Origin of the sequence: Nesterenkonia sp. AY15, assembly GCF_022565855.1 — a bacterium.
Classification (GTDB): Bacteria; Actinomycetota; Actinomycetes; order Actinomycetales; family Micrococcaceae; genus Nesterenkonia.
The window spans coordinates 29,348-50,043 of the sequence record NZ_JAJOYV010000004.1; the positions used below are offsets into that span (position 1 = coordinate 29,348).

Here is a 20,696-nt window from a genome sequence, read left to right on the forward strand (position 1 = left end):
GTTGCATGGTTAGACTGTGGGCCAGCACACATTCACCTATGGTGCGCCGTGCTGCCCCGCAGCCCCCGCGCACGCCAGGAGCGTCGAAGGAGTGCCATGGAGGCTCTGCCCACCGAACCGAAGACCTGGACCGCACTGCCGCACGCGCTGCGCGAGTCCTGGCTGCGTTCCGCCGGGGGCGTGCGAGACCCGATCAGCGCACTGCCTCCCATCGAGCTCGACGATGTCCAGCTGCGCGAGTATCGGCAGCACCACCCGCTGCGGCTGGTGCTGCCGGTGCTGAAGCGCCTGCTGATCGAACCCGCGACCGAGGCCGGGCTCATCGTGGCGATCGGAGACGCGGCAGGACGACTCCTCTGGGTGGAAGGGGCACGCGAGACGCTGCGCCAGGCGGAGCGCTCCGCCTTCCAGCCAGGTGCGAACTGGTCCGAGACGGCCATCGGCACCTCGGCTCCGGGCCTCGCACTGGCCACCGGCCGCGGCGCCCAGGTGCATCGGGAGCAGCATTTCTCCTACACCGCACACCGGTTCTCCTGTTCAGCGGTGCCGGTGCGCGACCCGGCCACCGGACTAATGCTGGGCGTGGTGGACCTGACCGGGGACGCGCAGGCCGTCGCGGTACATTCGCTGCCGCTGCTGCTCGCCGCGGTCTCCGCGGCTGAGGCGGAGCTGAAGCTTCGACCAGCCGCCACCACCCAGGCCACACTGACCACACTCGGAGCAGGCCCGGCCGTGTTGGGCACCTCCGATGCGCAGCAGCAGCTGGGTCTGCGTCACGCGGAGATCCTCTTCCTGCTGGGATGGCAGGCGGATCGCGGTGCCGAGCGCGGACTCACCGCTGAGGAGCTCGCCGAGCTGCTCTACGGTGAGGCCCACCACGAGGTCGCGGTCCGCGCCGAACTGGTCCGACTTCGCCGGCTTCTCGCTCAGCACCGCTCCCCCAGCATCGACCTGCTCTCCCGCCCCTACCGGCTCAGCGCCCCCGTGCAGCTGGACGCCCGCGACGCCTGCGCGGCCCTGACCGCCGGTGACCGACAGAGGGCTCTGGACCTCTACCGGGGCGAGCTGCTGCCGGGAAGCGAAGCTCCGGGAGTCCTGCGGATCCGCCGGGAGCTCTCGGCGCTGCTGCGTGAGGCGGTGCTCTCCGACGGCTCCGCTGAGGATCTGTGGCGTTATCTGCAGCTCCCCGAGGCGGCCGAGGACTCGGACGCGATCCGGACCGCACTGCGCATGATGCCTCCAGAGTCCCCTCGCCGCGCCGCCCTGGTGGCACGGAGCACACTCTAGAAGCACGCCCTTGCCGCGGGCGTCGCACCCGGCGTCGTAGACTCCTCAGACATGTCCGCATTCGCCGTGGGTCCCGCCGGAGCAGACCTCCCCCAGCATCTCCGGCCCTATACCGTGCTGCGCCCGACCGCAGAGATCACTCATGAGATCGAGCGTCGACGCTCACTGTTCCGCACACACCTGCGCCGAGCCGACAGTGCAGAGGCGGCACAGTCCTGGGTCGAGCAGCTGCGCAAGGCCCACCCCGGCGCACGGCACCACTGCAGCGCCTGGGTCATCGGCGCCGACCGGCTGATTCAGCGCGCACTCGACGACGGCGAGCCCTCCGGCACCGCAGGGGCCCCGATCCTGGCGGCGCTGCTGAAGTCTGAGATGCCCGGTGGAGACGCCGACCTCAGTGATGTCGTGGCCGTGGTGCTGCGCTGGTTCGGCGGAACCCTGCTCGGACCCGGCGGACTGGTCAGCGCCTACTCCGACTCGGTGACCGGCGCCCTGACCAGCGCTCGCGAGCAGGGTCAGCTCCGGCGCAGGGAACACATGCGCCTCTTCGACGTGCAGGCGCCCATCACAGAGGCGGGCCGCTGGGAGAATGAGCTGCGCGCCGCCGGCACGCTGGTGACGGCGACTGACTACAGCGCAGACGGCGCCCAGGCACGGATCAGGCTCTCGGTGCCCGACACCGACGCGCAGATCGCCGATCTGCACCGGAGGGTCGCCTCGCTCAGTGCCGGAGCGGCGACCCCGGAGGCGGCCGGTCAGCGGTGGGTCGACCAGGCGGGTCCGCGCTGAGGTCCACGTCCGCGCAGGGATCCAACCGCGCGCGGCCTGTCACGTGGGAGCTGAGCATGCAGCCCAGCGGCTCAGGTGTCGAAGACCGTGGAGGCTGACTGGCGTCCGACCGTGGCCACCAGCTCCTCAGCGAGAACTCGGAGCTTCATATTGCGGTGGCTCGAGGCCTTGCGAAGGATCTCGAAGGCCTGATCCTGGTTGCAGCGGTTCTGCGCCATGACCACACCGATGGCGATGTCGATCGCGGTGCGCGACTCCATGGCGGCCTGGAGATGCTCGACGTTCTCCGAGTACGCCGCGAGGCGCAGAGCGATCACGCCGACCTTGGAGGCGAGCCCGGCGTAGCGCCGGGCGGCCTCGATCTCGGCCGGACCGAATGCCTCGGGCGTGCTGGTGTAGAGGTTCATCGCTGCGGCGGACTCTGACTGCAGGGTCAGCGGCAGGGCGAGCACGCTGCGCATGCCGAACTCCCGCACAGCTGCCATGTAGCCGGGCCAGCGTCGCTCGGAGTGCACATCGGCGACACTGATCACGGTATCGGTCCGTTGGGCCTCCAGGCAGGGTCCCTCGTCGAAGCCGGCCTGGACCTCATCCAGGCGTGCCGCCTCCGGGCTGCTGGCCGCGACCACGACGTTGCGTTTGGACCGGTCAAGAATGATGCTGCACAGCACCGGCTGCGTCCCGCTGAACCGCTCGGCGGACACCTGGGCAAGTCCCTGCAGAAAGCTTGAGATGTCGCTGTCCTGCTGGATCAACATCTGCAGATCGGCCGAGACGTCACGATCCGCGGCGTCGGTGTCGATCGCATCAAGGACGGCGTCGTCGGCAGTGTCGGTGTCCAGGAACTGTTCGCTCAGCTTGGACTCTGTGCTCATCGTGATCTCCGCTCCGAACGTGGGCGCCGCCCTCAGCGACGGCACAAGTTTACTTGAATGTTTGAGCGTCGTCTGCTCTGTCCAGAGCTGATTATCGGCGGGTTCCCGGGAGTGTGGTCTGTGGTTACACTGGAATTGAGTTCAGCAGGGGGCTCATCACATCACTCTTAGGAGCAGACATGATCCGCCCACTGCTAGGCGCGCCGCACGGCTTCGCGGTTTCCGCATTGAACGCCCGCCACACACCGGTTGCTTCGGGGTCAGAGACGGAACGCGACTACCCCCAGAGGAGCGTGGCGATGACCGACATCGGAGACATCATGGCACCCCTAGGTGCCACCATATTGGGCACACGGTCACTGGCCGATGCCGCTCAGGTTCTCGAGGAATCCGACCCGGCAGTGGTGTTGAACCTCTCGTACCGGGCCATCGGACTCATCACCTGCGCGGATCTCAATGCCGTGCGGCAGCAAGACCCGCAGGGCTGGTCGAAGCGGCGCTGTGCCGGTCTGGTCCGGACATCCGATCAGCCCGTCCAGCGCAGAACTCCGATCCGTGAGCTGCTGGTCAGTGCCGCCCTCGACACCACGAGACCGCTGCTGGTGATGGATCAGGACCAGCCGGCCGGGATCCTGATGCCCGAGAGCATCGACGCCTGGCGGCGAGACAGCCAGTCCATCAGGGCCGGGAGGATCAGCCCATCAACGGAGACCCGATGAAGGGGTCGATCCAGAGCCCGATGAACAGCAGGGTGAGGTAGAGGATCGAGAGGTGGAAGACCTTCATGGCCTTCTTGTCCGTGAGGGTGCCGTTCTCGGCCTGCCGGTGCAGCACATGCGCCTCGTAGATGAACCAGGCCCCCGAGGCCAGCGCGAAGGCGGTGTAGGTGATGCCGGCCCAGCCCATCGGGATCAGCAGCAGCGAACACATCACGGTCGCCCAGGCGTAGAGCACCACCTGCACTGAGACGGTCTTTGCGGTGGCGACGGCGCCGAGCATGGGCACATGCGCGGTCTGGTAGTCGGTCCGGTACTTCATCGACAACGGCCAGTAGTGCGGCGGGGTCCAGAGGAAGATGATCACGAACAGCACCACCGCGGGCCATTCGAGCGTCTCGCGAACGGCGGCCCAGGCGATGACCACAGGGAAGCACCCCGCGATGCCGCCCCAGATGATGTTCTGCTCGGTGCGGCGCTTGAGGATGATCGTGTAGACCACGACGTAGAAGAAGATCGCCGCTGCGCCGAGTCCTGCGGCCAGCGGATTGGTGCCGAACCAGAGGACCGCGATCGCGGCGGCACCCAGCACCGAGGCGAAGATGAGCGCCTCGCGGGGGCTGAGCTCGCCGGTGACCAGCGGACGCTTCTTGGTCCGGTTCATCAGCTTGTCCATATCGCGATCGATATAGCAGTTGAACGCTCCGGCGGATCCGGCAGCCATGGCGCCGCCGACCAGCGTGGCCAGCGCCAGCCAGAAATCGGGGACGCCCTGCTGCGCGAAGAACATGGTGGGCAGGGTGGTGACCAGCAGCAGCTCGATGACGCGCGGCTTGGTCAGGGACCAATAGGCGGCCACCTTGCGTCGCCATTGAGGCTGCGAAGCCTCCGCGCCTGGGGCAGCAGAAGCTGCTCGGGCTGCGGAATCGCCGGTTGGGGCGACAGAAGTCTGTTGGGTCACGTCTCAGCTCACATGGGGTCGAGGTGCACTCGTCGTCGTCGTTCAGTGTACCGGTCGCGAAAGAGGTCAGGAGGGTCGACCGGCCTGTTCGACGAATTATTTCTACATGCGGTAGAAGTAGCGGCGGCGTGGCGCGGCCCGGCGGTGCGAGTCCTCGCCGTGCGGCCTCGGACTCAGGCGTCGATGCGGCCTCGGTCCAGCGCCTGGGACCCTTCGATGATGAAGTCCTTGCGGGGCGCGACCACCGAACCCATGAGCAGATCGAACACCCGTTCGGCTGCTTCGGCGTCCTGGACCCGGATTCGACGCAGCGCACGGTGCTGTGGGTCCATGGTCGTCTCGGAGAGCTGGTCGGCGTCCATCTCGCCGAGACCCTTGTACCGCTGGATCGGCTCCTTGTAGTTCAGCCCGTCCTGTTCCAGCTGGGCAAGGAGCCGATTCAGCTCCGCCTCGGAGTAGGTGTACCTGACCTCGTTCGCCCTGCGGCCCTGGTGGATGATCTCCACCCGGTGCAGCGGGGGCACCGCGGCGAAGACCCGACCGTCCTCGATCAGGGGGCGCATGTAGCGGAAGAACAGGGTCAGCAGCAGGGTGCGGATATGGGCGCCGTCGACGTCGGCATCGGTCATCAGCACGACCTTGCCGTAGCGGGCGGCGTCGAGGTCGAAGGACCGCCCGGAGCCTGCTCCGATGACCTGCAGCAGGGCGGCGCACTCGGTGTTCGAGAGCATGTCCGCCACCGAGGCCTTCTGGACGTTGAGGATCTTGCCTCGGATCGGCAGCAGCGCCTGGAAGTCGGAGGAGCGGGCCAGTTTCGCGGTGCCCAGGGCGGAGTCGCCCTCGACGATGAACAGCTCGGTCTCCGCCACGCCCTTGGAGCGGCACTCCACGAGTTTGGCCGGCATCGAGGAGGTCTCCAGCGCGTTCTTCCGACGCTGGGTCTCTTTGTGCATCCTTGCGGAGATGCGGGACTTCATCTCTGCGACGACCTTCTCCAGGACCGCGGTCGCCTGCTGCTTGTCACCCCGCTTGGTGGAGCTGAGCCGGGCCTCGAGCTCCTTGCTGACCACTTTGGAGACGATCTGGCGGGCCGCGGGTGTGCCGAGGATCTCCTTGGTCTGCCCCTCGAACTGGGGCTCTGCGATGCGCACGGTCACCACCGCGGTGAGTCCGGCCAGCACGTCGTCCTTCTCGAGCTTGTCGCTGCCAGCCTTGAGCTTGCGCGCATTCGACTCCACCGTCTTGCGCAGGGACTTCAGCAGCGCCTGTTCGAAACCGGTCAGGTGGGTGCCGCCCTTGGGAGTGGCGATGATGTTCACGAAGCTGCGCACGGTGGTGTCATACCCGATCCCCCAGCGCAGCGCGATGTCGACCTCGCAGTCGCGCTCCACGTCCTCCATGTGGCTGCGTCCGTCGGCGGCGAGCACCGGAATCCGTTCGGTGAACTTCCCATGCCCCTGGATGCGCCAGATGTCGGTGACCGAGGCATCGGCAGAGAGGTGATCGGCGAACTCGCTGATGCCGCCGTCGTACTGGAAGACCTCTTCCAGGGGCTCCGGGCCACGCTCGTCACGCACGGTGATGCGCAGTCCCGGCACCAGGAATGCCGTCTGCCGGGCGCGATTGGCGATCTCGATGTCGTTGAAGCCGGCGTCGGAGGTGAAGATCTGGCGATCGGACCAGTACCGGATGGTCGTTCCGGTGACCCCGCGCTTGGCCTTGCCGATGATGTCCAGCGGCGAGCCGTCCAGGGCGGGGGTGAACTCCGCGTCGGGGTCGGGGCGGGAACCGGAGAAGACTCCGGGCTCGCCGCGCCGGAAGGACAGCTGGTGGACCTTCCCGCCGCGGGTCACCTGGGCGTCCAGGCGAGCCGAGAGCGCGTTGACCACCGACGCCCCGACACCGTGGAGACCACCCACGGCGTTGTACGAGCCGCCGCCGAACTTGCCGCCGGCGTGGAGCTTGGTGAAGACCACTTCCAGGCCGGAGAGCCCGGTACGCGGTTCGATGTCCACCGGGATGCCGCGACCGTCGTCGCTGACCTCGACCGAATCGTCCGGGTACAGGGTGATGTTGATGGTGGAGGCGTGGCCGGCCAGAGCCTCGTCCACGGAGTTGTCGATGATCTCCCAGAGGCAGTGCATGAGTCCGCGCGAGTCGGTCGAGCCGATGTACATCCCGGGACGCTTGCGAACAGCTTCGAGACCTTCGAGCACCGACAGATGCCGGGCGTCATACTCCGAGCGCTTGGCCACGCAGTGTCCTCCTGTGGTGGGGGTGAATCAGTGTCATCGTAAGCGCGCGCGGCTCCGTGGCCGCGCAGAAGCGCCGCAGTCGGTACGCGCACAGCGAAAGCACGGCGGTTTCGGGGTGCTGCTGTGAATGAAACAGCCCGGTTCGTGGTTCTATTGAACACCAAGAGATCCCGGGTCGGGCCTTCCCGGCTGCGGGACCTCTGGAGAATAGACCTGAGGAGGCGAAGAGCATGACCGGCACAACTGGCACCGTGGAAAACCAGCCCACTACCTTGACTGCCCTTGACCGTTGCGACCGCTGCGGAGCACAGGCTTACGTGCGAGCGGCGCTCACATCCGGTGTTCTGCTCTTCTGCAATCACCACGGCCGGCAGGTCGAAGATTCGCTGCGACCAAAGACCGTCGAGTGGATCGATGAATCAGATCGGCTCGTGACTGCCAAGTAGCACGCAGCACCAGACGAAGAAGGGTGCGGCCCGGAGAAATCCGGGCCGCACCCTTCTTCTATGTCTGGCTCAGACTCAGTCGAGGTAGTCGCGCAGGACCTGCGAGCGGCTCGGGTGGCGAAGCTTCGACATGGTCTTGGACTCGATCTGACGGATGCGCTCGCGCGTCACGCCGTAGACCTTGCCGATCTCGTCGAGGGTCTTCGGCTGACCGTCGGTGAGACCGAATCGCATGGCCACCACGCCGGCTTCGCGCTCGGCGAGCGTGTCCAGCACCGAGTGCAGCTGCTCCTGGAGCAGGGTGAAGCTCACCGCGTCCGAGGGCACGACGGCTTCCGAGTCTTCGATGAGGTCACCGAACTCGGAGTCGCCGTCCTCGCCGAGCGGGGTGTGCAGCGAGATCGGCTCGCGGCCGTACTTCTGCACCTCGACGACCTTCTCCGGGGTCATGTCGAGTTCCTGCGCCAGCTCCTCCGGGGTGGGCTCACGGCCCAGGTCCTGGAGCATCTGGCGCTGCACGCGGGCAAGCTTGTTGATGACCTCCACCATGTGCACGGGGATGCGAATGGTGCGCGCCTGGTCCGCCATGGCGCGGGTGATCGCCTGGCGGATCCACCAGGTGGCGTAGGTCGAGAACTTGAAGCCCTTGGTGTAGTCGAACTTCTCCACTGCACGGATGAGTCCGAGGTTGCCCTCCTGGATCAGGTCCAGGAAGAGCATTCCGCGCCCGGTATACCGCTTGGCCAGGGAGACGACCAGACGAAGGTTGGCTTCCAGCAGGTGGTTCTTGGCGCGCTTGCCGTCGGCGACCACGAGCTCCAGGTCGCGGCGCAGCCGGCGGTCGGTGATCTTCTGCTTGGCCAGCTTGTGCTCGGCGAAGAGTCCGGCCTCGATGCGCAGCGCGAGGTCGACCTCCTGTTCGGCGTTCAGCAGTGCGACCTTGCCGATCTGCTTCAGGTAGTCCTTGACCGGGTCTGCGGTCGCGCCGGCGGAGACCACCTGGATCGCGGGGGCGTCGTCCTCATCGGCGTTGGAGATGACGAAGCCGCGACCCTTGGACTCCTCCTCCTCGCCCTCCTTGGCCTTCACGGAGGCCTCGGTGATGGCCTCAGGGTCTTCCCCATCGGCCACGGCCTTCGCGACGGCCTTCTCCAGGGCCGCGGTGGGGGCGGCCTTCTCCTCGGCATCCGCCTCGGCGAGGACCTCGTCGACCGGATCGGCGGCCTTCTTGCGGCCTCCGGTCTTCTTCGCGGGCGCTTTGGTGGTCGCGGCAGCGGCGCTCTTCTTCTCAGCCGCCGTCTTGGCCGCAGTGGACTTCGCGACGGTCGTCTTGGCTGCGGTCGTCTTAGCGGCCGGCGCCTTCTTCGCGGGAGCCTTGGCGGCTGAAGAGACGGGGCTCTTCTTCGCCGCGGTGGACTTCGCCGCGGTCGACTTGGCGGCGGTGCTGCGAGCTGCAGTGCTCTTCTTGGCGGGCGTCTTCTTCTCAGCCTCTGCAGCGGCCGTGTTCTCTTCGGTGGACTTGGACGCAGTAGTGGGCACGGTGACCTTCCGACTTAGACATATGGTGCAGATGCGATGAACTTGTCGGTCAACACACCTATGACCCTGTCAAGGCCATTGTAAAAATCATACTTGTCTGAGGAGCTGTCAACAGCCCCTCGGTGGGTATGATCCTACGATGGTTGCAGGGTCTCAATGCATCACAACATAGCTTGTTCCGCCCGCATTCCCAATCTGAGCGTCTTTTCCGGGTCAGTCGGCGCTCGGAACGGCGCTCCTTGCCCAGGACCAGCTGTGCTGCTTGACGCGGGCCCATAGACACACGCCCTTGAGCTGCATCAGTCGCTCGATGAGCCGGCTGAACTCGTTCTCGGGGAATTCCTGCAGGCACCGATCGATGAAGGATCCGGCTGCGCTGCCTCGGCCTCTGGCCCATTCGATCCACGCCATGAGGCACAGCAGGTTCTCCCGCTCGGCGGCTCGGGCATAGGGCACCAGGTCGCCGAGGACTGCTTCGAGCGCGTCGACGCGTTCCCAGTCGGGGCGAGAATGGGTCTCACCGAGGAAGGACGCGGCATAGCGCCGCAGCATGTGTTGTTCCGCGCTGTCCATGGGAGCCTCTTCGACGCCCTGCCGATGGCGCAGCCCGATGATGGCGTGATCGAGTCCCAGCGTGGCCAGCGGAATGAGCAGGTCCCGGTCGAACCCGGTGTGCAGCTGCCCGAGGAGCTCTCTGAGGCGCTCAGCGTCCGCTCTGAGCTCTTGGGGCGTGCGTGCCCGAGTGCCCTCCCGCGGCGCGGGGGCAGTGCGGGACGCGTGCTCACCTGCGTCCAGCTGCTGACACAGCGCGAGGTCCCAGGCTTCCAGCCGACGACGCAGCCTCCCTTCGTGACTCTGCGGCTCGTGCTGCCGCCGGGCTTCTCCGAGGAGGACTTCCAGCGCCGGGTCAGCGGCCGGCGCGCGCTCGAGAAACGAGACGGCCGCCTGGTCCATGGGCTGGGACTCCCGGCGGGAGGTGTGGCCGGGGAGACCTCCCAGCGTGGGAACCCGGAGATCCTCGATGCGGCGGCCCGGAAGGGCGTCGCCGCGTGGGTCTGCACCGAGCGGGTCGCGGACGTGGCCCGCGCAGACGAACCAGGCCTGGACGATCCGGACGCAGTACTCGGAGTCGAGCATGATCCGCAGCGCTTTCAGGCAGGAGCGCCACGCCTCGTCCTGGGTCGCAGAAGCAGGGCCGTCGCCGATCAGCACGACCAGGGCCGCCTCGGGTACCGGAGAGGATCCTTCCCCCGCCAGACAGTCGGCGATGAGCCGGGCGGAGCTGAAGGGTTCGCGCAGGGCCGGCGTCAGATCGATCCGCATGTGGCCACCGGTGTAGCCGTTGAGCAGCCCGATGACGACGAGGGACTCGCGCGGTAGCCTTCCGAAGGTGTGCCGCACCAGGGCCAGGCAGTCCCCCGGCTTCTGGATGTCGAGCGGACCCTGAGGAGGCGCTGGCCTGCCCTGAATCGAGCCGTCGAGCGGATGCTGTGCGTGGGTGTGTGCGTCCATGAAGCCAGCGTGATCGCATCACCCGGCAACCGAGCCGTGCAGCGGCTGGCTGTGGACGTCACCGCTGTCGGGGTCCAGCTGGCCGTCACTGGGGAAAACCCGGCACCCCGCCGGAGCCTCCGTCGGGCGCAGCCGCTATTCGCGGCGGTCGTGATCTTCCGGCTCGGTCTCGGGGCTCTCCGGGTGGTCCTCCGGGTGGTCCTCCGGGGCAGAGTCGACCGGATCGGAGTCCTGGGCGGCAGCCGGATCAGACTCCCCTGCGGGCTCAGACTCCCCTGCCGGACCCGTCGGGGACTCCCCGAGCAGACCCTCGATCGAGCCGGCGCGAGCGGCTTCGGCGTCGGCAGCTGGATCGTGATGGCGCAGATACGCCTCCACGGCGGCACCGAGCTCCTCAGCGTCGGGCACCGCGTCGTCGTCCTTGACCAGCAGCGACCGCTGCTGCGGGGTGGCGTACTCGTCGAAGTTGCGCTCGAGCCGGTCCACCATGCCTTGGATCTCAGAGTTCTGCTCCACCTGCCGGGAGATGTCCTGCTCCACCATCCGCGAGGACTCGCGCAGCTCGTCGGTGGGCAGCATCAGTTCCAGCGCCGCACCTGCGTATTCCAGAGCGGCCACCGCAGCATGCGGGAACCGTCCTCCGGCGAGGTAGTGCGGGACGTGCAGCGTATAGCCCACCACGTCGCGATCCGCCTCGGCGACGCGCAGCTCCAGGAACTGGCTCAGTCCAGCCTCGATCTGCGCACTGGGACCCCAGGTGGAGATGCCCTCGATGAGGTCCGTTCGGTTGCCATGGGCCGTCACTCCGATCGGACGGGTGTGCGGGGTCGGCAGCCCGAGCGCGTCCACCAGCACCACGAGCTTCACATCGAGGCGGTCCACGAGCTGCAGCACCGCAGAGGACACCCGTTCCCACTGGTAGTCGGGCTCGTCACCGGTCAGGAAGAGGAACGGTCGGCCCAGGGCGTCGCGCACCTCGTAGAGCTCCAACGAGGGCGCCTCGAAATTGCTGAACCGGTTGTCCGTGAAGGTGATCTGCGGGCGCCGGGACCGGTAGTCGAAGAGCTCATCGACGTCGAAGCTGGCAAGCCGCCGATGCGGCAGCGTGCCGAGCAGGGATTCGGAGACCTGCTCGCTGAGGCTGCCCGCATCGGTGTGGCCGGACCAGGACACCAGCAGGCTCAGCCGCTCTGCGGGCGGCTGGTCCGTGCGGAGCACCAGAGCGCCGCCTTCGGCGCTCACGCTGGACTCATGCCCGTCCTGGGCGCCGAGGTTGATGGAGGAGTTCGACTCATCATCTCCATCGGCTGCGGGATGGACATGCAGCAGATCCAGGGGGTCCTTCACCTGAGGGGTCCTCTTTCCGATATGGGGTGCGAGCCTCGTCGGTCACGCTGGTCGCAGCCGGGTCAGCTCAGTGAGTCGTATGTACAACAGGATGCCACCTGCGGGCATTCCCGCATGGAAGTTGGTTAGGATCGATGATCAAGAAGAACCAAGACGACCTATCCCGATTCCACCATCCCAGGAATCAGACAGGACCACTGTGATCCACGATTTCCAGCCCAGCCTCTCCGCCGTCTCCACCTCCGTCGAGAAGACCGACACCGACGCCCTCGTGCTCGGCGTCGCCAAGGGACCCCAGGGGCCGATCCTGCTCCCCAATCCGCTCGCCGACGATGCCGCCAAGGGCGTGGCGGACTCGCTCAAGGCGCTGGGCGCCACGGGCGCGGCGGATCAGCTGCTGCGCCTGCCGGGCATGGACGGCTTCGCGTCGGAGACGCTGGTGCTCATCGGGGTGGGGCCGCTGACCGGTGAGTCCACCGGCGGAATCACCCTTGAGGCGCTTCGCCGCGCCGCCGGCTCCGCAGTCCGCCAGCTCGGCAGCATCGGTTCCGTCGCCCTGGCGCTGCCCGCGGCCTCGGTGGAGCAGGTCGGAGCCATCGCCGAAGGTGCCGCGATAGGCGCGTACTCCTTCAACCACTTCCGCACCTCCGAGGAGTCCCGCTCGGCCACCCCGGTCAGCGACATCCAGGTGCTGACCGAGCTCAAGGACAAGCAGACCCGGCCCGCCATCGACCGGGCCGTCGTCGTCGGCTCCGCGGTGCGTGCCGCCCGCGACCTGGTCAACACTCCCCCGAGCCACCTCTACCCGGAGAGCTTCGCCGACGTCGTCTCCGAGCTCGGTGACCGGACCAAGGCCCCGGCTCAGCAGGGCGGCACCGCACGGGCCGCGAAGCTCAAGATCAAGGTCTGGGGTGAGAAGGAGCTCGCCCGCGACGGCTTCGGCGGCATCCTCGGCGTCGGCGCCGGGTCCTCCCGCAAGCCCCGCCTGGTCCGCATGGAACACTCCCCCGCCAAGCCGGTGGCGCACATCGCGCTGGTCGGCAAGGGCATCACCTTCGACTCGGGCGGGCTCTCGCTGAAGCCTGCCGCCGCGATGACCACGATGAAGCTGGACATGGGTGGTGCGGCCACGGTGGCCGCCGTCGTCCGGGCGGCCGCTGACCTCAACCTGCCGGTCAAGGTCACCGGCTGGCTGTGCCTGGCCGAGAACATGCCCTCCTCCACCGCCCAGCGCCCCGAGGACGTCATCACCATCCATGGCGGCAAGACCGTGGAGGTGCTCAACACCGACGCCGAGGGTCGCCTGGTCCTGGCCGATGGTCTCGTCGCGGCCTCCGCGGAGCAGCCCGACGCGATCATCGACGTGGCCACGCTCACCGGAGCGCAGATGATCGCCCTGGGCGTGCGCACCACCGGCGTGATGGGCAACGAGGAGCTCCGTGAAGCCCTTCTGATGGCCTCGAAGCAGGCCGGCGAGAGCCTCTGGCCGATGCCGATCCCCGAGGAGGCGCGCTCCGGATTCGACTCCGAGGTGGCCGATCTCACCAACCTCGGCGACCGCTTCGGCGGCATGATGAATGCGGCCGCCTTCCTGCGCGAGTTCGTCGGTGACCGCGCCGGCGCCGCCACCGACCCGCTGGACCCCGAGACCACGCGCATCCCGTGGGCCCACCTGGACATCGCAGGTCCGGCGTTCAATGAGAAGGGCGCCTACGGGTACACCCCGAAATCGGGCACCGGCGTGATGGTCCGCACACTGATCAGCTACCTCGAAGGCCTGAGCCGCTGATCCAGTGGCTGATGCCTGCGCACAAGCGATAGGCTGAACGCAGTGAACACCTGGGAGAGGCTCCTGGGCGGGCCTGATCGCCCGCCGAGGGCCTCTCTCAGACCGAACAATGATCTTCACGTCTCACTCAATGCAAGGGAGCAATGACCGTGGCCGACCAGCCTCAGGAATTCGACGTACTCGTCCTCGGAGGGGGCAGCGCAGGCTATGCCGCTGCGCTTCGCTCAGTCCAGCACGGACTCACCGTGGGCCTCATCGAGAAGGACAAGCTCGGCGGCACCTGCCTGCACTGGGGCTGCATCCCGACCAAGGCGTACCTGCACTCCGCCGAGCTCGCCGATGAGGCGCGGACCTCGGAGAAGTACGGCGTGAAGATGAACTTCGAAGGCGTGGACATGGCCAAGGTCCGCGAGTACAAGGACGGCATCGTCGCCGGCAAGTACAAGGGTCTGACCGGACTGCTGAAGATGCGCAAGGTCACTGTCATCTCCGGTGAGGGCAAGCTGGTCTCGGAGAACGAGATCGAGGTCGACGGCACCCGCTACACCGGCAAGAACATCGTGCTGGCCACCGGCTCGACCTCGAAGACCTTCGGTCTGCCGCTGAGCAAGAAGATCATCACCTCCACCGAGGCCCTCGAGCTGGACTACACCCCGAAGTCGGCGATCGTGCTCGGCGGCGGCGTGATCGGCTGCGAGTTCGCCTCCGCCTGGACCTCCTTCGGCACCGAGGTCACCATCATCGAGGGTCTGCCCTCGCTGGTGCCCAATGAGGACCCGGCGATCGTCAAGCAGCTCGAGCGGACCTTCAAGAAGCGCGGCATCACGTTCAACACCGGCACCTTCTTCAACGAGGTCAAAGAGACCGACGACGGCGTCAAGGTCACCCTGGAAGGCGGCAAGACCTTCGAGGCCGAGATCTGCCTGGTCGCCGTGGGTCGCGGACCCGTCACCGAGGGCTTCGGCTTCGAGGACGCCGGCATCACCCTGGACCGCGGCTTCGTCATCACCGACGAGCGGCTGCACACCGGAGTCGGCAACATCTACGCGATCGGCGACATCGTCCCGGGTCTTCAGCTGGCGCACCGCGGCTACCAGCAGGGCATCTTCGTCGCCGAGGAGATCGCCGGCAACAACCCCGTGATCGTCGAGGACATCAACATCCCCAAGGTGACCTACTGCGAGCCGGAGATCATGTCCGTGGGCTACACCCAGCCCGCCGCCGAGGAGAAGTACGGCAAGGACCAGATCGAGATCACCGAGTACAACCTCGCGGGCAACGGCAAGTCCTCCATCCTGGGCACCGGCGGCCTGATCAAGATGGTCGGCGTCAAGGGCGGCCCGATCGTCGGAGTCCACGGCATCGGCACCCGGATCGGCGAGCAGGTGGGCGAGGCCCAGCTGATCGTGAACTGGGAGGCCTACCCGGAGGACGTCGCTACCCTGCTCCACGCACACCCCACGCAGAACGAAGCCATGGGCGAGGCTGCGATGGCGCTGTTCGGCCACCCGCTGCACGGCTGACCCGCGTCTCCCGGACGCCCGGGAGCCCTTCCAGAACTGCCCGTAGAGATAAATGTTCCAGCCGTGAGGCTGTGTCGAATTTTGAGAGTAGGAGTCGGACACCATGTCTGAAACCGTTAACCTTCCAGCCCTGGGTGAGTCAGTCACCGAGGGCACCGTGACCCGCTGGCTCGTCGAGGTCGGTGACACCGTCGAGGTCGACCAGCCGCTGCTGGAGGTCTCCACCGACAAGGTCGACACCGAGGTCCCCTCCCCGGCCGCCGGCACCATCGAGGAGCTCCTCGTCGCCGAGGACGAGACCATCGAAGTGGGTGCCCCGCTGGTCAGGATCGGTGACGGGTCCGGCTCCGGCGACTCCGGCTCCTCGGACGACTCCGCCGAGGAGTCCGCCGAGCCTGAGCAGTCCGAGCCTGAGCCCTCGGGCGACGGAGGGTCCGGGTCCGAAGCCGAAGAGGCAGAGGATGCCGCGACAGAGGCCGCGCAGCCCGAGGCCACCGAGCAGGCCGCGCAGGAGAACACCTCCGAGGAGAGCTCTTCGGACTCCTCTTCAGAGTCCTCCGACGGCGGCGAGACCCAGGAGATCACTCTTCCGGCTCTCGGCGAGTCCGTCACCGAGGGCACCGTGACCCGCTGGCTCGTCGAGGTCGGCGACACCGTCGAGGTCGATCAGCCGCTGCTGGAGGTCTCGACCGACAAGGTCGACACCGAGGTCCCCTCCCCCGTGGCAGGCACCATCCAGGAGATCAAGGTCTCCGAGGACGAGACCATCGAGGTCGGCGCCGTGCTCGCCCTCATCGGCTCAGGCTCAGGCTCAGGCTCAGGCTCAGGCGGATCATCCGCCGACGCCGAGCAGGAGCAGGACGCTGAGGCGGAGGAGAAGGCAGCCGAGCCGGCCACCGAGGAATCGACGCCGAAGCAGGCTGAACCCGAGCAGTCCGAGCCGGAGCAGGAGCCCGCTCCCGAGGAGCGCACCGCGAAGGACGCGCCGGCTGAGAGCGAGCCGAAGACCGAGTCGAAGTCTGAGCCGAAGGCAGAGTCCTCGGACTCCTCCGCCGAGGGTTACGTGACCCCGCTGGTGCGCCGCCTGGCCAAGAACGAGGGCGTGGACCTGGCCGATGTCAAGGGCACCGGGGTCGGTGGGCGCATCCGCAAGCAGGACGTGGTCGACGCCGCCGAGGCGAGCAAGTCCCAGGCTCAGTCTGAAGCCCCTGCCGAGGCTCCCGCGACCGCGAAGACTGCACCCAAGGTCGAGGTGGACACCAGCAAGCGCGGCTCCTCCGAGAAGGCACCGCGGATCCGCCAGGTGATCGCCCAGCGGATGAACGAGTCGCTGGACATCTCCGCGCAGCTGACCCAGGTCCACGAGGTCGACATGACCCGCATCGTGAACCTGCGCGCCAAGGCGAAGGCCTCCTTCAAGGCGCAGAACGGTGTGAACCTCACCTACCTGCCCTTCATCGGCACCGCAGTCACCGAGGCGCTCAAGCAGCACCCGAAGCTCAACGCCGAATACGACGAGGCCAACCAGCAGATCACCTACCACGACAGCGAGCACCTGGCCCTGGCGGTCGACACCGATAAGGGCCTCCTGGTGCCGGTGATCAACGACGCCGGAGATCTCAGCATCGCCGGACTGTCCAAGAAGATCGCCGATGTGGCCGAGCGGACCCGTCAGTCCAAGATCGGCCCGGGTGAACTCTCCGGAGGCACCTTCACGATCACGAACTTCGGTTCCGTCGGGGCCCTGTTCGACACGCCGATCATCAACCAGCCGCAGGTCGCCATCCTGGGCACCGGAACGATCGTGAAGCGCCCGATGGTCGTCACCGACGCCGACGGCAACGAGTCCATCGGCATCCGGCACATGATGTACCTCTCGCTGACCTACGATCACCGCCTGGTCGACGGAGCAGACGCCGGTCGCTTCATGCAGACGCTGAAGGCTCGCCTGGAAGAAGGCAACTTCGAAGCCCAGCTGGGACTCTAGAGACCGGCAGACGCTCAGGCGAGGACTCTCAGGAGTCGGAGCCTGAGCCGGGCGGCTCGGCCGCCTCGAACCTCGCTACGCAGAACAGGGCTCGTCCATCCGGGCGAGCCCTGTTCTGCGTCTGGCCCGGCTCCGCCACCGATGCCACATCGTCCTCGGTGGCAGCGTCATCCTCCGGCGGAGCTGAGCTCACGAACGGCGTGCAGCAGCCACTTCCCGTCCTGCCGGTGCAGCACCAGCACCACCTCCTGGGATTCCGGAGCGCCGGTCTCCAGCCCAGTGGCCGTCACCGAGGCGCGCAGCTCGGCGACCCGCTGTGTCTGCCGGTCGAGGCCCTGGACCTGCCGATCGGATCCGCTTGGGTCCCGCTCCTCCCTGACGCTGATCTCCAGCGGCGCGCCCTGGTAGGTCAGCCCGCGCTCGGTGAAACCCTCGATGAGTGCCAGCTCAGCCGTTCGGGCCGGGCTCCCTGCTGCGGTGTAGCGCTGCACCTGCTCCCGCGAGACCTCGCGCAGCGCCTGGGTCCGCAGGGCCGCGAGGCCCTCCGCAGCCTGCACCGGGTCCCGGTGGTGCAGCAGCTGCCAGGGGCGCGGGTCCTCCGGAAGGGAGTCCTCGGACCCGCTCTCGTCGCTCTGCTCCTGAGCGGGCTGCGCGGTCAGCGAGGCCGGGGCGGGCGTCGTCGTCGGGGTGGGGGTCAAGATGCCCGCCGAGAGCCAGAGCCCGGCGAACACCAGGGCCGCCAGAGCGACCGCTCCGAACCTGGGCGCCCAGCGCCGGCGGCCGGTGTCGGAGCCGTGCAGGGTGGGCAGCTCGGGCACCACCTCTTCGTGCACATGCGGTGACAGGTCCAGGGCGGCAGGTGCTGCGCAGCGAAAGAGCTCGACCGCGAAGTCCTCCGCACTCGGGCGCAGCCGCGGATCGCCGTGGAGTGCCGACTCCAGCAGCAGCGTGATGGACTCAGGCAGCTCCGGGCGCAGACTCCGCAGCGGTGCCCGCCGACGGCCCCGAGCGGGCACCGACCCGGTCAGCGCGAACCATGCGACGGCAGCAAGGGAATACACGTCGGCCTCCGGGGCCAGCCCAGCGCGGGCTTCTCGCCGCGTAGCCGAATCCGCGCCCTGAGGCAGTCGACCCTCCAACTCTCGTTCTGGGGCGGCGAACCCCGGAGTCCCGGTGTCGGAGCGCGGCGTCCCGAGGATCACGGCGTCTGCGAGATCACCCAGCGCAGGCTTGCCGTCGGCGGCCAGCAGAATGTTCCCCGGTGAGACGTCCCCATGGGCGACTCCGCCCTGATGCAGCGCCCCCAGGGCGGTCGCGATGGGAGTCAGCACGGTGACGACCTCTCCGAGGCTGACACTGCCGACGCTGCCCAGCAGCCCGGCGAGTGATCCGGCGCTGTAGGGCTCGAGCATCAGCCCTAGCCCCTGGGAGGTCTCCAGGGCTCCATAGGCGCGGACCAGATGACCATGACGCAGCATGTCCAGCGCCTGAAGCTCGGCCGCGACAGTGTGCAGGGGCGGACGCCCGGCTGAATGCGCGCGGGGGACCTTCAGGGCGAAGGCCGCCGGCGGGAAGCCGTCGACGAGCTGCCAGTCGGGTTCCGCGGGAGAATCCCACCACACCAGCCAGACCAGGGCGCTGCTGCCCACCCCGAGCAGCCGTTCCACCGTGATGCCTCGGGCCGCCGGAGGGTCCCAGCCTCCGGTCCCCGAAGCGTCGAAGCCGCGCGCGAACCGCTCCAGCGGCTCGGCCCGATCAGGGGCGGGCCCCGTGATGCCCCCGGTGGTGCCCCGGGTGATGTCACCGTCCATGACACCCATTCTGACCGCCCGCAGACCCCGCCCATGGGTTATCCACAGGTCATCTGCGGCCGCAGTTCCCGCAGCGCGGCCCGATCGGTTTAGGCTGGTGTCATGGAGCTCTCATTCACGAAGCTGGGGTTCGACCCGCAGCTCCTCGACTACTCCGAGACGCTCAGTCTCCAGCGGCGGCTGCACACCGCGGTGCAGCAGGGCTCGGCGCCCTCCACCGTGTTGCTGCTCGAGCACGCCGACGTCTACACCGCCGGCCGTCGCACCGAACCTGCGGACCTCCCTGAAGACGGCACCCCGGTGGTGGATGTGGATCGCGGCGGCAAGATCACCTGGCACGGGCGCGGCCAGCTCGTCGGCTACCCGATCCTGCACCTGCGCGATCGATCCCTGGTCAAGGACTATGTCTGCGTGCTGGAGAAGACGCTGATCCGGATCCTCGCAACGGACTTCGGCATCACCGGCACCCAGGTGCCCGGACGATCCGGGGTCTGGATCACCTCAGACGGCCCCGACCGGAAGATCGCCGCCATCGGTCTGCGCGTGCACCGCTCGGTGACCATGCACGGGTTCGCCCTGAACTGCTCAAACGACCTCGCGCCCTTCGAGAACATCATCGCCTGCGGGATCACCGACGCGAAGACCACCAGCATCAGCGCCGAGCTGGGCTACGAGGTCACCCCCGAACAGGTGGCCGACCGGGTCACCGAGGAGCTGCGCCGCGCGCTGCCTCCGCTGCTGCACCGCCACGACGACGACGCGCCCGCCCTTGCCGGAACCACCGGCCACGGCGCAGACCAGGGCACCTGTGAGATGTCCCGAACTACAGAAGGAGCACCACAGTGACTGTGGCACCTGAAGGCCGACGCATGCTGCGCGTCGAAGCACGCAACGCCTCGATCCCCGTGGAGCGCAAGCCCGAGTGGATGCGCACCAAGGTCAAGATCGGCACCGAGTTCACCGAGATGAAGAAGCGGGTCGGAGAGAAGGGCCTGAACACCGTCTGCGAGGAAGCAGGATGTCCCAACATCTTCGAATGCTGGGAGGACCGCGAGGCCACCTTCCTCATCGGCGGCTCCGCCTGCACCCGACGCTGCGACTTCTGCGAGATCGACACCGGCCGCCCCGGCGCCGTGGACGAGTCCGAGCCGCTGCAGGTGGCCCAGTCGGTGAATGAGATGCAGCTGCGCTACGCGACCGTCACCGGCGTCGCCCGCGATGACCTCCCCGACGAGGGCGTCTGGCTCTACGCCGAGACCATCCGGAAGATCCACGAGCTCAACCCCGGCACCGGAGTGGAGATCCTGATCCCCGACTTCTCCGGACGCGAGGAGAACATCGCCGGAATCTGCGAGGCCGCCCCGGAGGTGTTCGCGCACAACGTCGAGACGGTTCCGCGGATCTTCCGCCGGATCCGCCCGGCGTTCCGCTACGAACGTTCCCTGGACGTGCTCACCCAGGGACGCAGCCACGGCATGATCACCAAGTCCAACCTGATCCTGGGCATGGGCGAGACCCGTGAGGAGGTCTCCGAAGCTCTGCGCGACCTCCACGACGCCGGCTGTGACCTGCTCACCATCACCCAGTACCTGCGGCCCACCCCTCGGCACCTCCCGGTGGATCGCTGGGTCAAGCCCCAGGAGTTCCTGGACATCTCCCAGGAGGCCGAAGAGATCGGATTCCTGGGTGTGATGTCGGGGCCGCTGGTGCGCTCCTCCTACCGCGCCGGGTCCCTCTGGGCCAAGGCGATGCAGAAGAAGGGCTTGGAGATTCCCGCCGCACTGGCACACATCGAACCTTCCGGGGCGACCAAGCAGGAGGCCGCCACGCTGGTCGCCGCAGGCTACTGAGCCTGCGGT

16 protein-coding genes are annotated in these 20,696 nt (G+C 67.6%); 9 read left to right on the top strand and 7 right to left on the bottom strand.

All coding sequences use genetic code 11. The features are described from left to right. Positions 1–96: 96 nt before the first annotated feature. The gene (locus tag LSI54_RS07375) at positions 97–1,287 is read left to right on the top strand and encodes a transcriptional regulator (RefSeq protein ID WP_241464788.1); all 1,191 of its coding nucleotides are present in this window, start codon (positions 97–99) and stop codon (positions 1,285–1,287) included. Between the two features lie 51 nt (positions 1,288–1,338). Then, positions 1,339–2,076 carry an IMPACT family protein gene (locus LSI54_RS07380; protein WP_241464789.1) on the top strand — a complete coding sequence of 246 codons (738 nt, stop codon included), beginning with the start codon at positions 1,339–1,341 and terminating at the stop codon, positions 2,074–2,076. 71 nt (positions 2,077–2,147) lie between these two features. On the opposite strand, the gene LSI54_RS07385 is transcribed toward LSI54_RS07380, so the two are convergent. Continuing rightward, entirely contained in the window at positions 2,148–2,951 is an 804-nt protein-coding gene (locus LSI54_RS07385; protein ID WP_241464790.1) for a GAF and ANTAR domain-containing protein, read from the bottom strand. 299 nt (positions 2,952–3,250) lie between these two features. Between LSI54_RS07385 and LSI54_RS07390 the strand changes: the two genes are divergently transcribed. Then, positions 3,251–3,670, top strand: a complete 420-nt coding sequence (locus tag LSI54_RS07390) for a hypothetical protein (RefSeq protein ID WP_241464791.1) — start codon at positions 3,251–3,253, stop codon at positions 3,668–3,670. On the opposite strand, the gene LSI54_RS07395 is transcribed toward LSI54_RS07390, so the two are convergent. Next, complete coding sequence (locus tag LSI54_RS07395; RefSeq protein WP_241464792.1) at positions 3,645–4,628, bottom strand: heme o synthase; 984 nt, start codon at positions 4,626–4,628, stop codon at positions 3,645–3,647. The two genes, LSI54_RS07390 and LSI54_RS07395, sit on opposite strands and share 26 nt — an antisense overlap. Positions 4,629–4,801: 173 nt before the next feature. Further along, positions 4,802–6,883 (bottom strand): DNA gyrase/topoisomerase IV subunit B, encoded by a 2,082-nt coding sequence (locus tag LSI54_RS07400; RefSeq protein ID WP_241471057.1) that lies wholly within the window; start codon positions 6,881–6,883, stop codon positions 4,802–4,804. 230 nt (positions 6,884–7,113) lie between these two features. On the opposite strand from LSI54_RS07400, the gene LSI54_RS07405 reads away from it, so the two are divergent. Beyond that, a complete protein-coding gene (locus LSI54_RS07405; protein WP_241464794.1) occupies positions 7,114–7,329 on the top strand; it encodes a DUF7455 domain-containing protein in 216 nt (71 codons plus the stop codon). A gap of 75 nt (positions 7,330–7,404) precedes the next feature. Here the strand turns inward: LSI54_RS07405 and LSI54_RS07410 are convergent, their stop codons facing one another. From LSI54_RS07410 to LSI54_RS07420, 3 genes are all read right to left on the bottom strand, one after another. Beyond that, the gene (locus tag LSI54_RS07410; protein WP_370644413.1) at positions 7,405–8,901 is read right to left on the bottom strand and encodes an RNA polymerase sigma factor; all 1,497 of its coding nucleotides are present in this window, start codon (positions 8,899–8,901) and stop codon (positions 7,405–7,407) included. Positions 8,902–9,081: 180 nt separating this feature from the next. Beyond that, a complete protein-coding gene (locus LSI54_RS07415; RefSeq protein WP_241478058.1) occupies positions 9,082–10,380 on the bottom strand; it encodes a DUF4192 family protein in 1,299 nt (432 codons plus the stop codon). Positions 10,381–10,515: 135 nt separating this feature from the next. Continuing rightward, positions 10,516–11,727: a PAC2 family protein gene (locus tag LSI54_RS07420; protein ID WP_241464797.1), complete on the bottom strand. Its 1,212-nt coding sequence runs from the start codon at positions 11,725–11,727 to the stop codon at positions 10,516–10,518. 199 nt (positions 11,728–11,926) lie between these two features. Between LSI54_RS07420 and LSI54_RS07425 the strand changes: the two genes are divergently transcribed. The 3 genes from LSI54_RS07425 to sucB all read left to right on the top strand — a co-directional run bounded on the left by LSI54_RS07425 (position 11,927) and on the right by sucB (position 17,026). Then, on the top strand, positions 11,927–13,516 hold the full coding sequence (locus LSI54_RS07425; protein WP_241464798.1) for a leucyl aminopeptidase: 1,590 nt from the start codon (positions 11,927–11,929) through the stop codon (positions 13,514–13,516). Positions 13,517–13,659: 143 nt separating this feature from the next. Continuing rightward, a complete protein-coding gene (gene lpdA, locus LSI54_RS07430) occupies positions 13,660–15,039 on the top strand; it encodes a dihydrolipoyl dehydrogenase (RefSeq protein ID WP_255727545.1) in 1,380 nt (459 codons plus the stop codon). Positions 15,040–15,142: 103 nt separating this feature from the next. Next, positions 15,143–17,026 carry a 2-oxoglutarate dehydrogenase, E2 component, dihydrolipoamide succinyltransferase gene (gene sucB, locus LSI54_RS07435; RefSeq protein WP_241478059.1) on the top strand — a complete coding sequence of 628 codons (1,884 nt, stop codon included), beginning with the start codon at positions 15,143–15,145 and terminating at the stop codon, positions 17,024–17,026. Between the two features lie 167 nt (positions 17,027–17,193). On the opposite strand, the gene LSI54_RS07440 is transcribed toward sucB, so the two are convergent. Further along, entirely contained in the window at positions 17,194–18,837 is a 1,644-nt protein-coding gene (locus tag LSI54_RS07440; RefSeq protein ID WP_241478060.1) for a protein kinase domain-containing protein, read from the bottom strand. 102 nt (positions 18,838–18,939) lie between these two features. Here LSI54_RS07440 and lipB point away from each other — a divergent pair, with 102 nt between their 5' ends. After that, positions 18,940–19,683: a lipoyl(octanoyl) transferase LipB gene (gene lipB / locus LSI54_RS07445; RefSeq protein WP_241475856.1), complete on the top strand. Its 744-nt coding sequence runs from the start codon at positions 18,940–18,942 to the stop codon at positions 19,681–19,683. Then, a complete protein-coding gene (lipA, locus tag LSI54_RS07450) occupies positions 19,680–20,687 on the top strand; it encodes a lipoyl synthase (RefSeq protein WP_241478061.1) in 1,008 nt (335 codons plus the stop codon). Before lipB ends, lipA begins: the two co-directional genes overlap by 4 nt. Positions 20,688–20,696 lie beyond the last annotated feature (9 nt).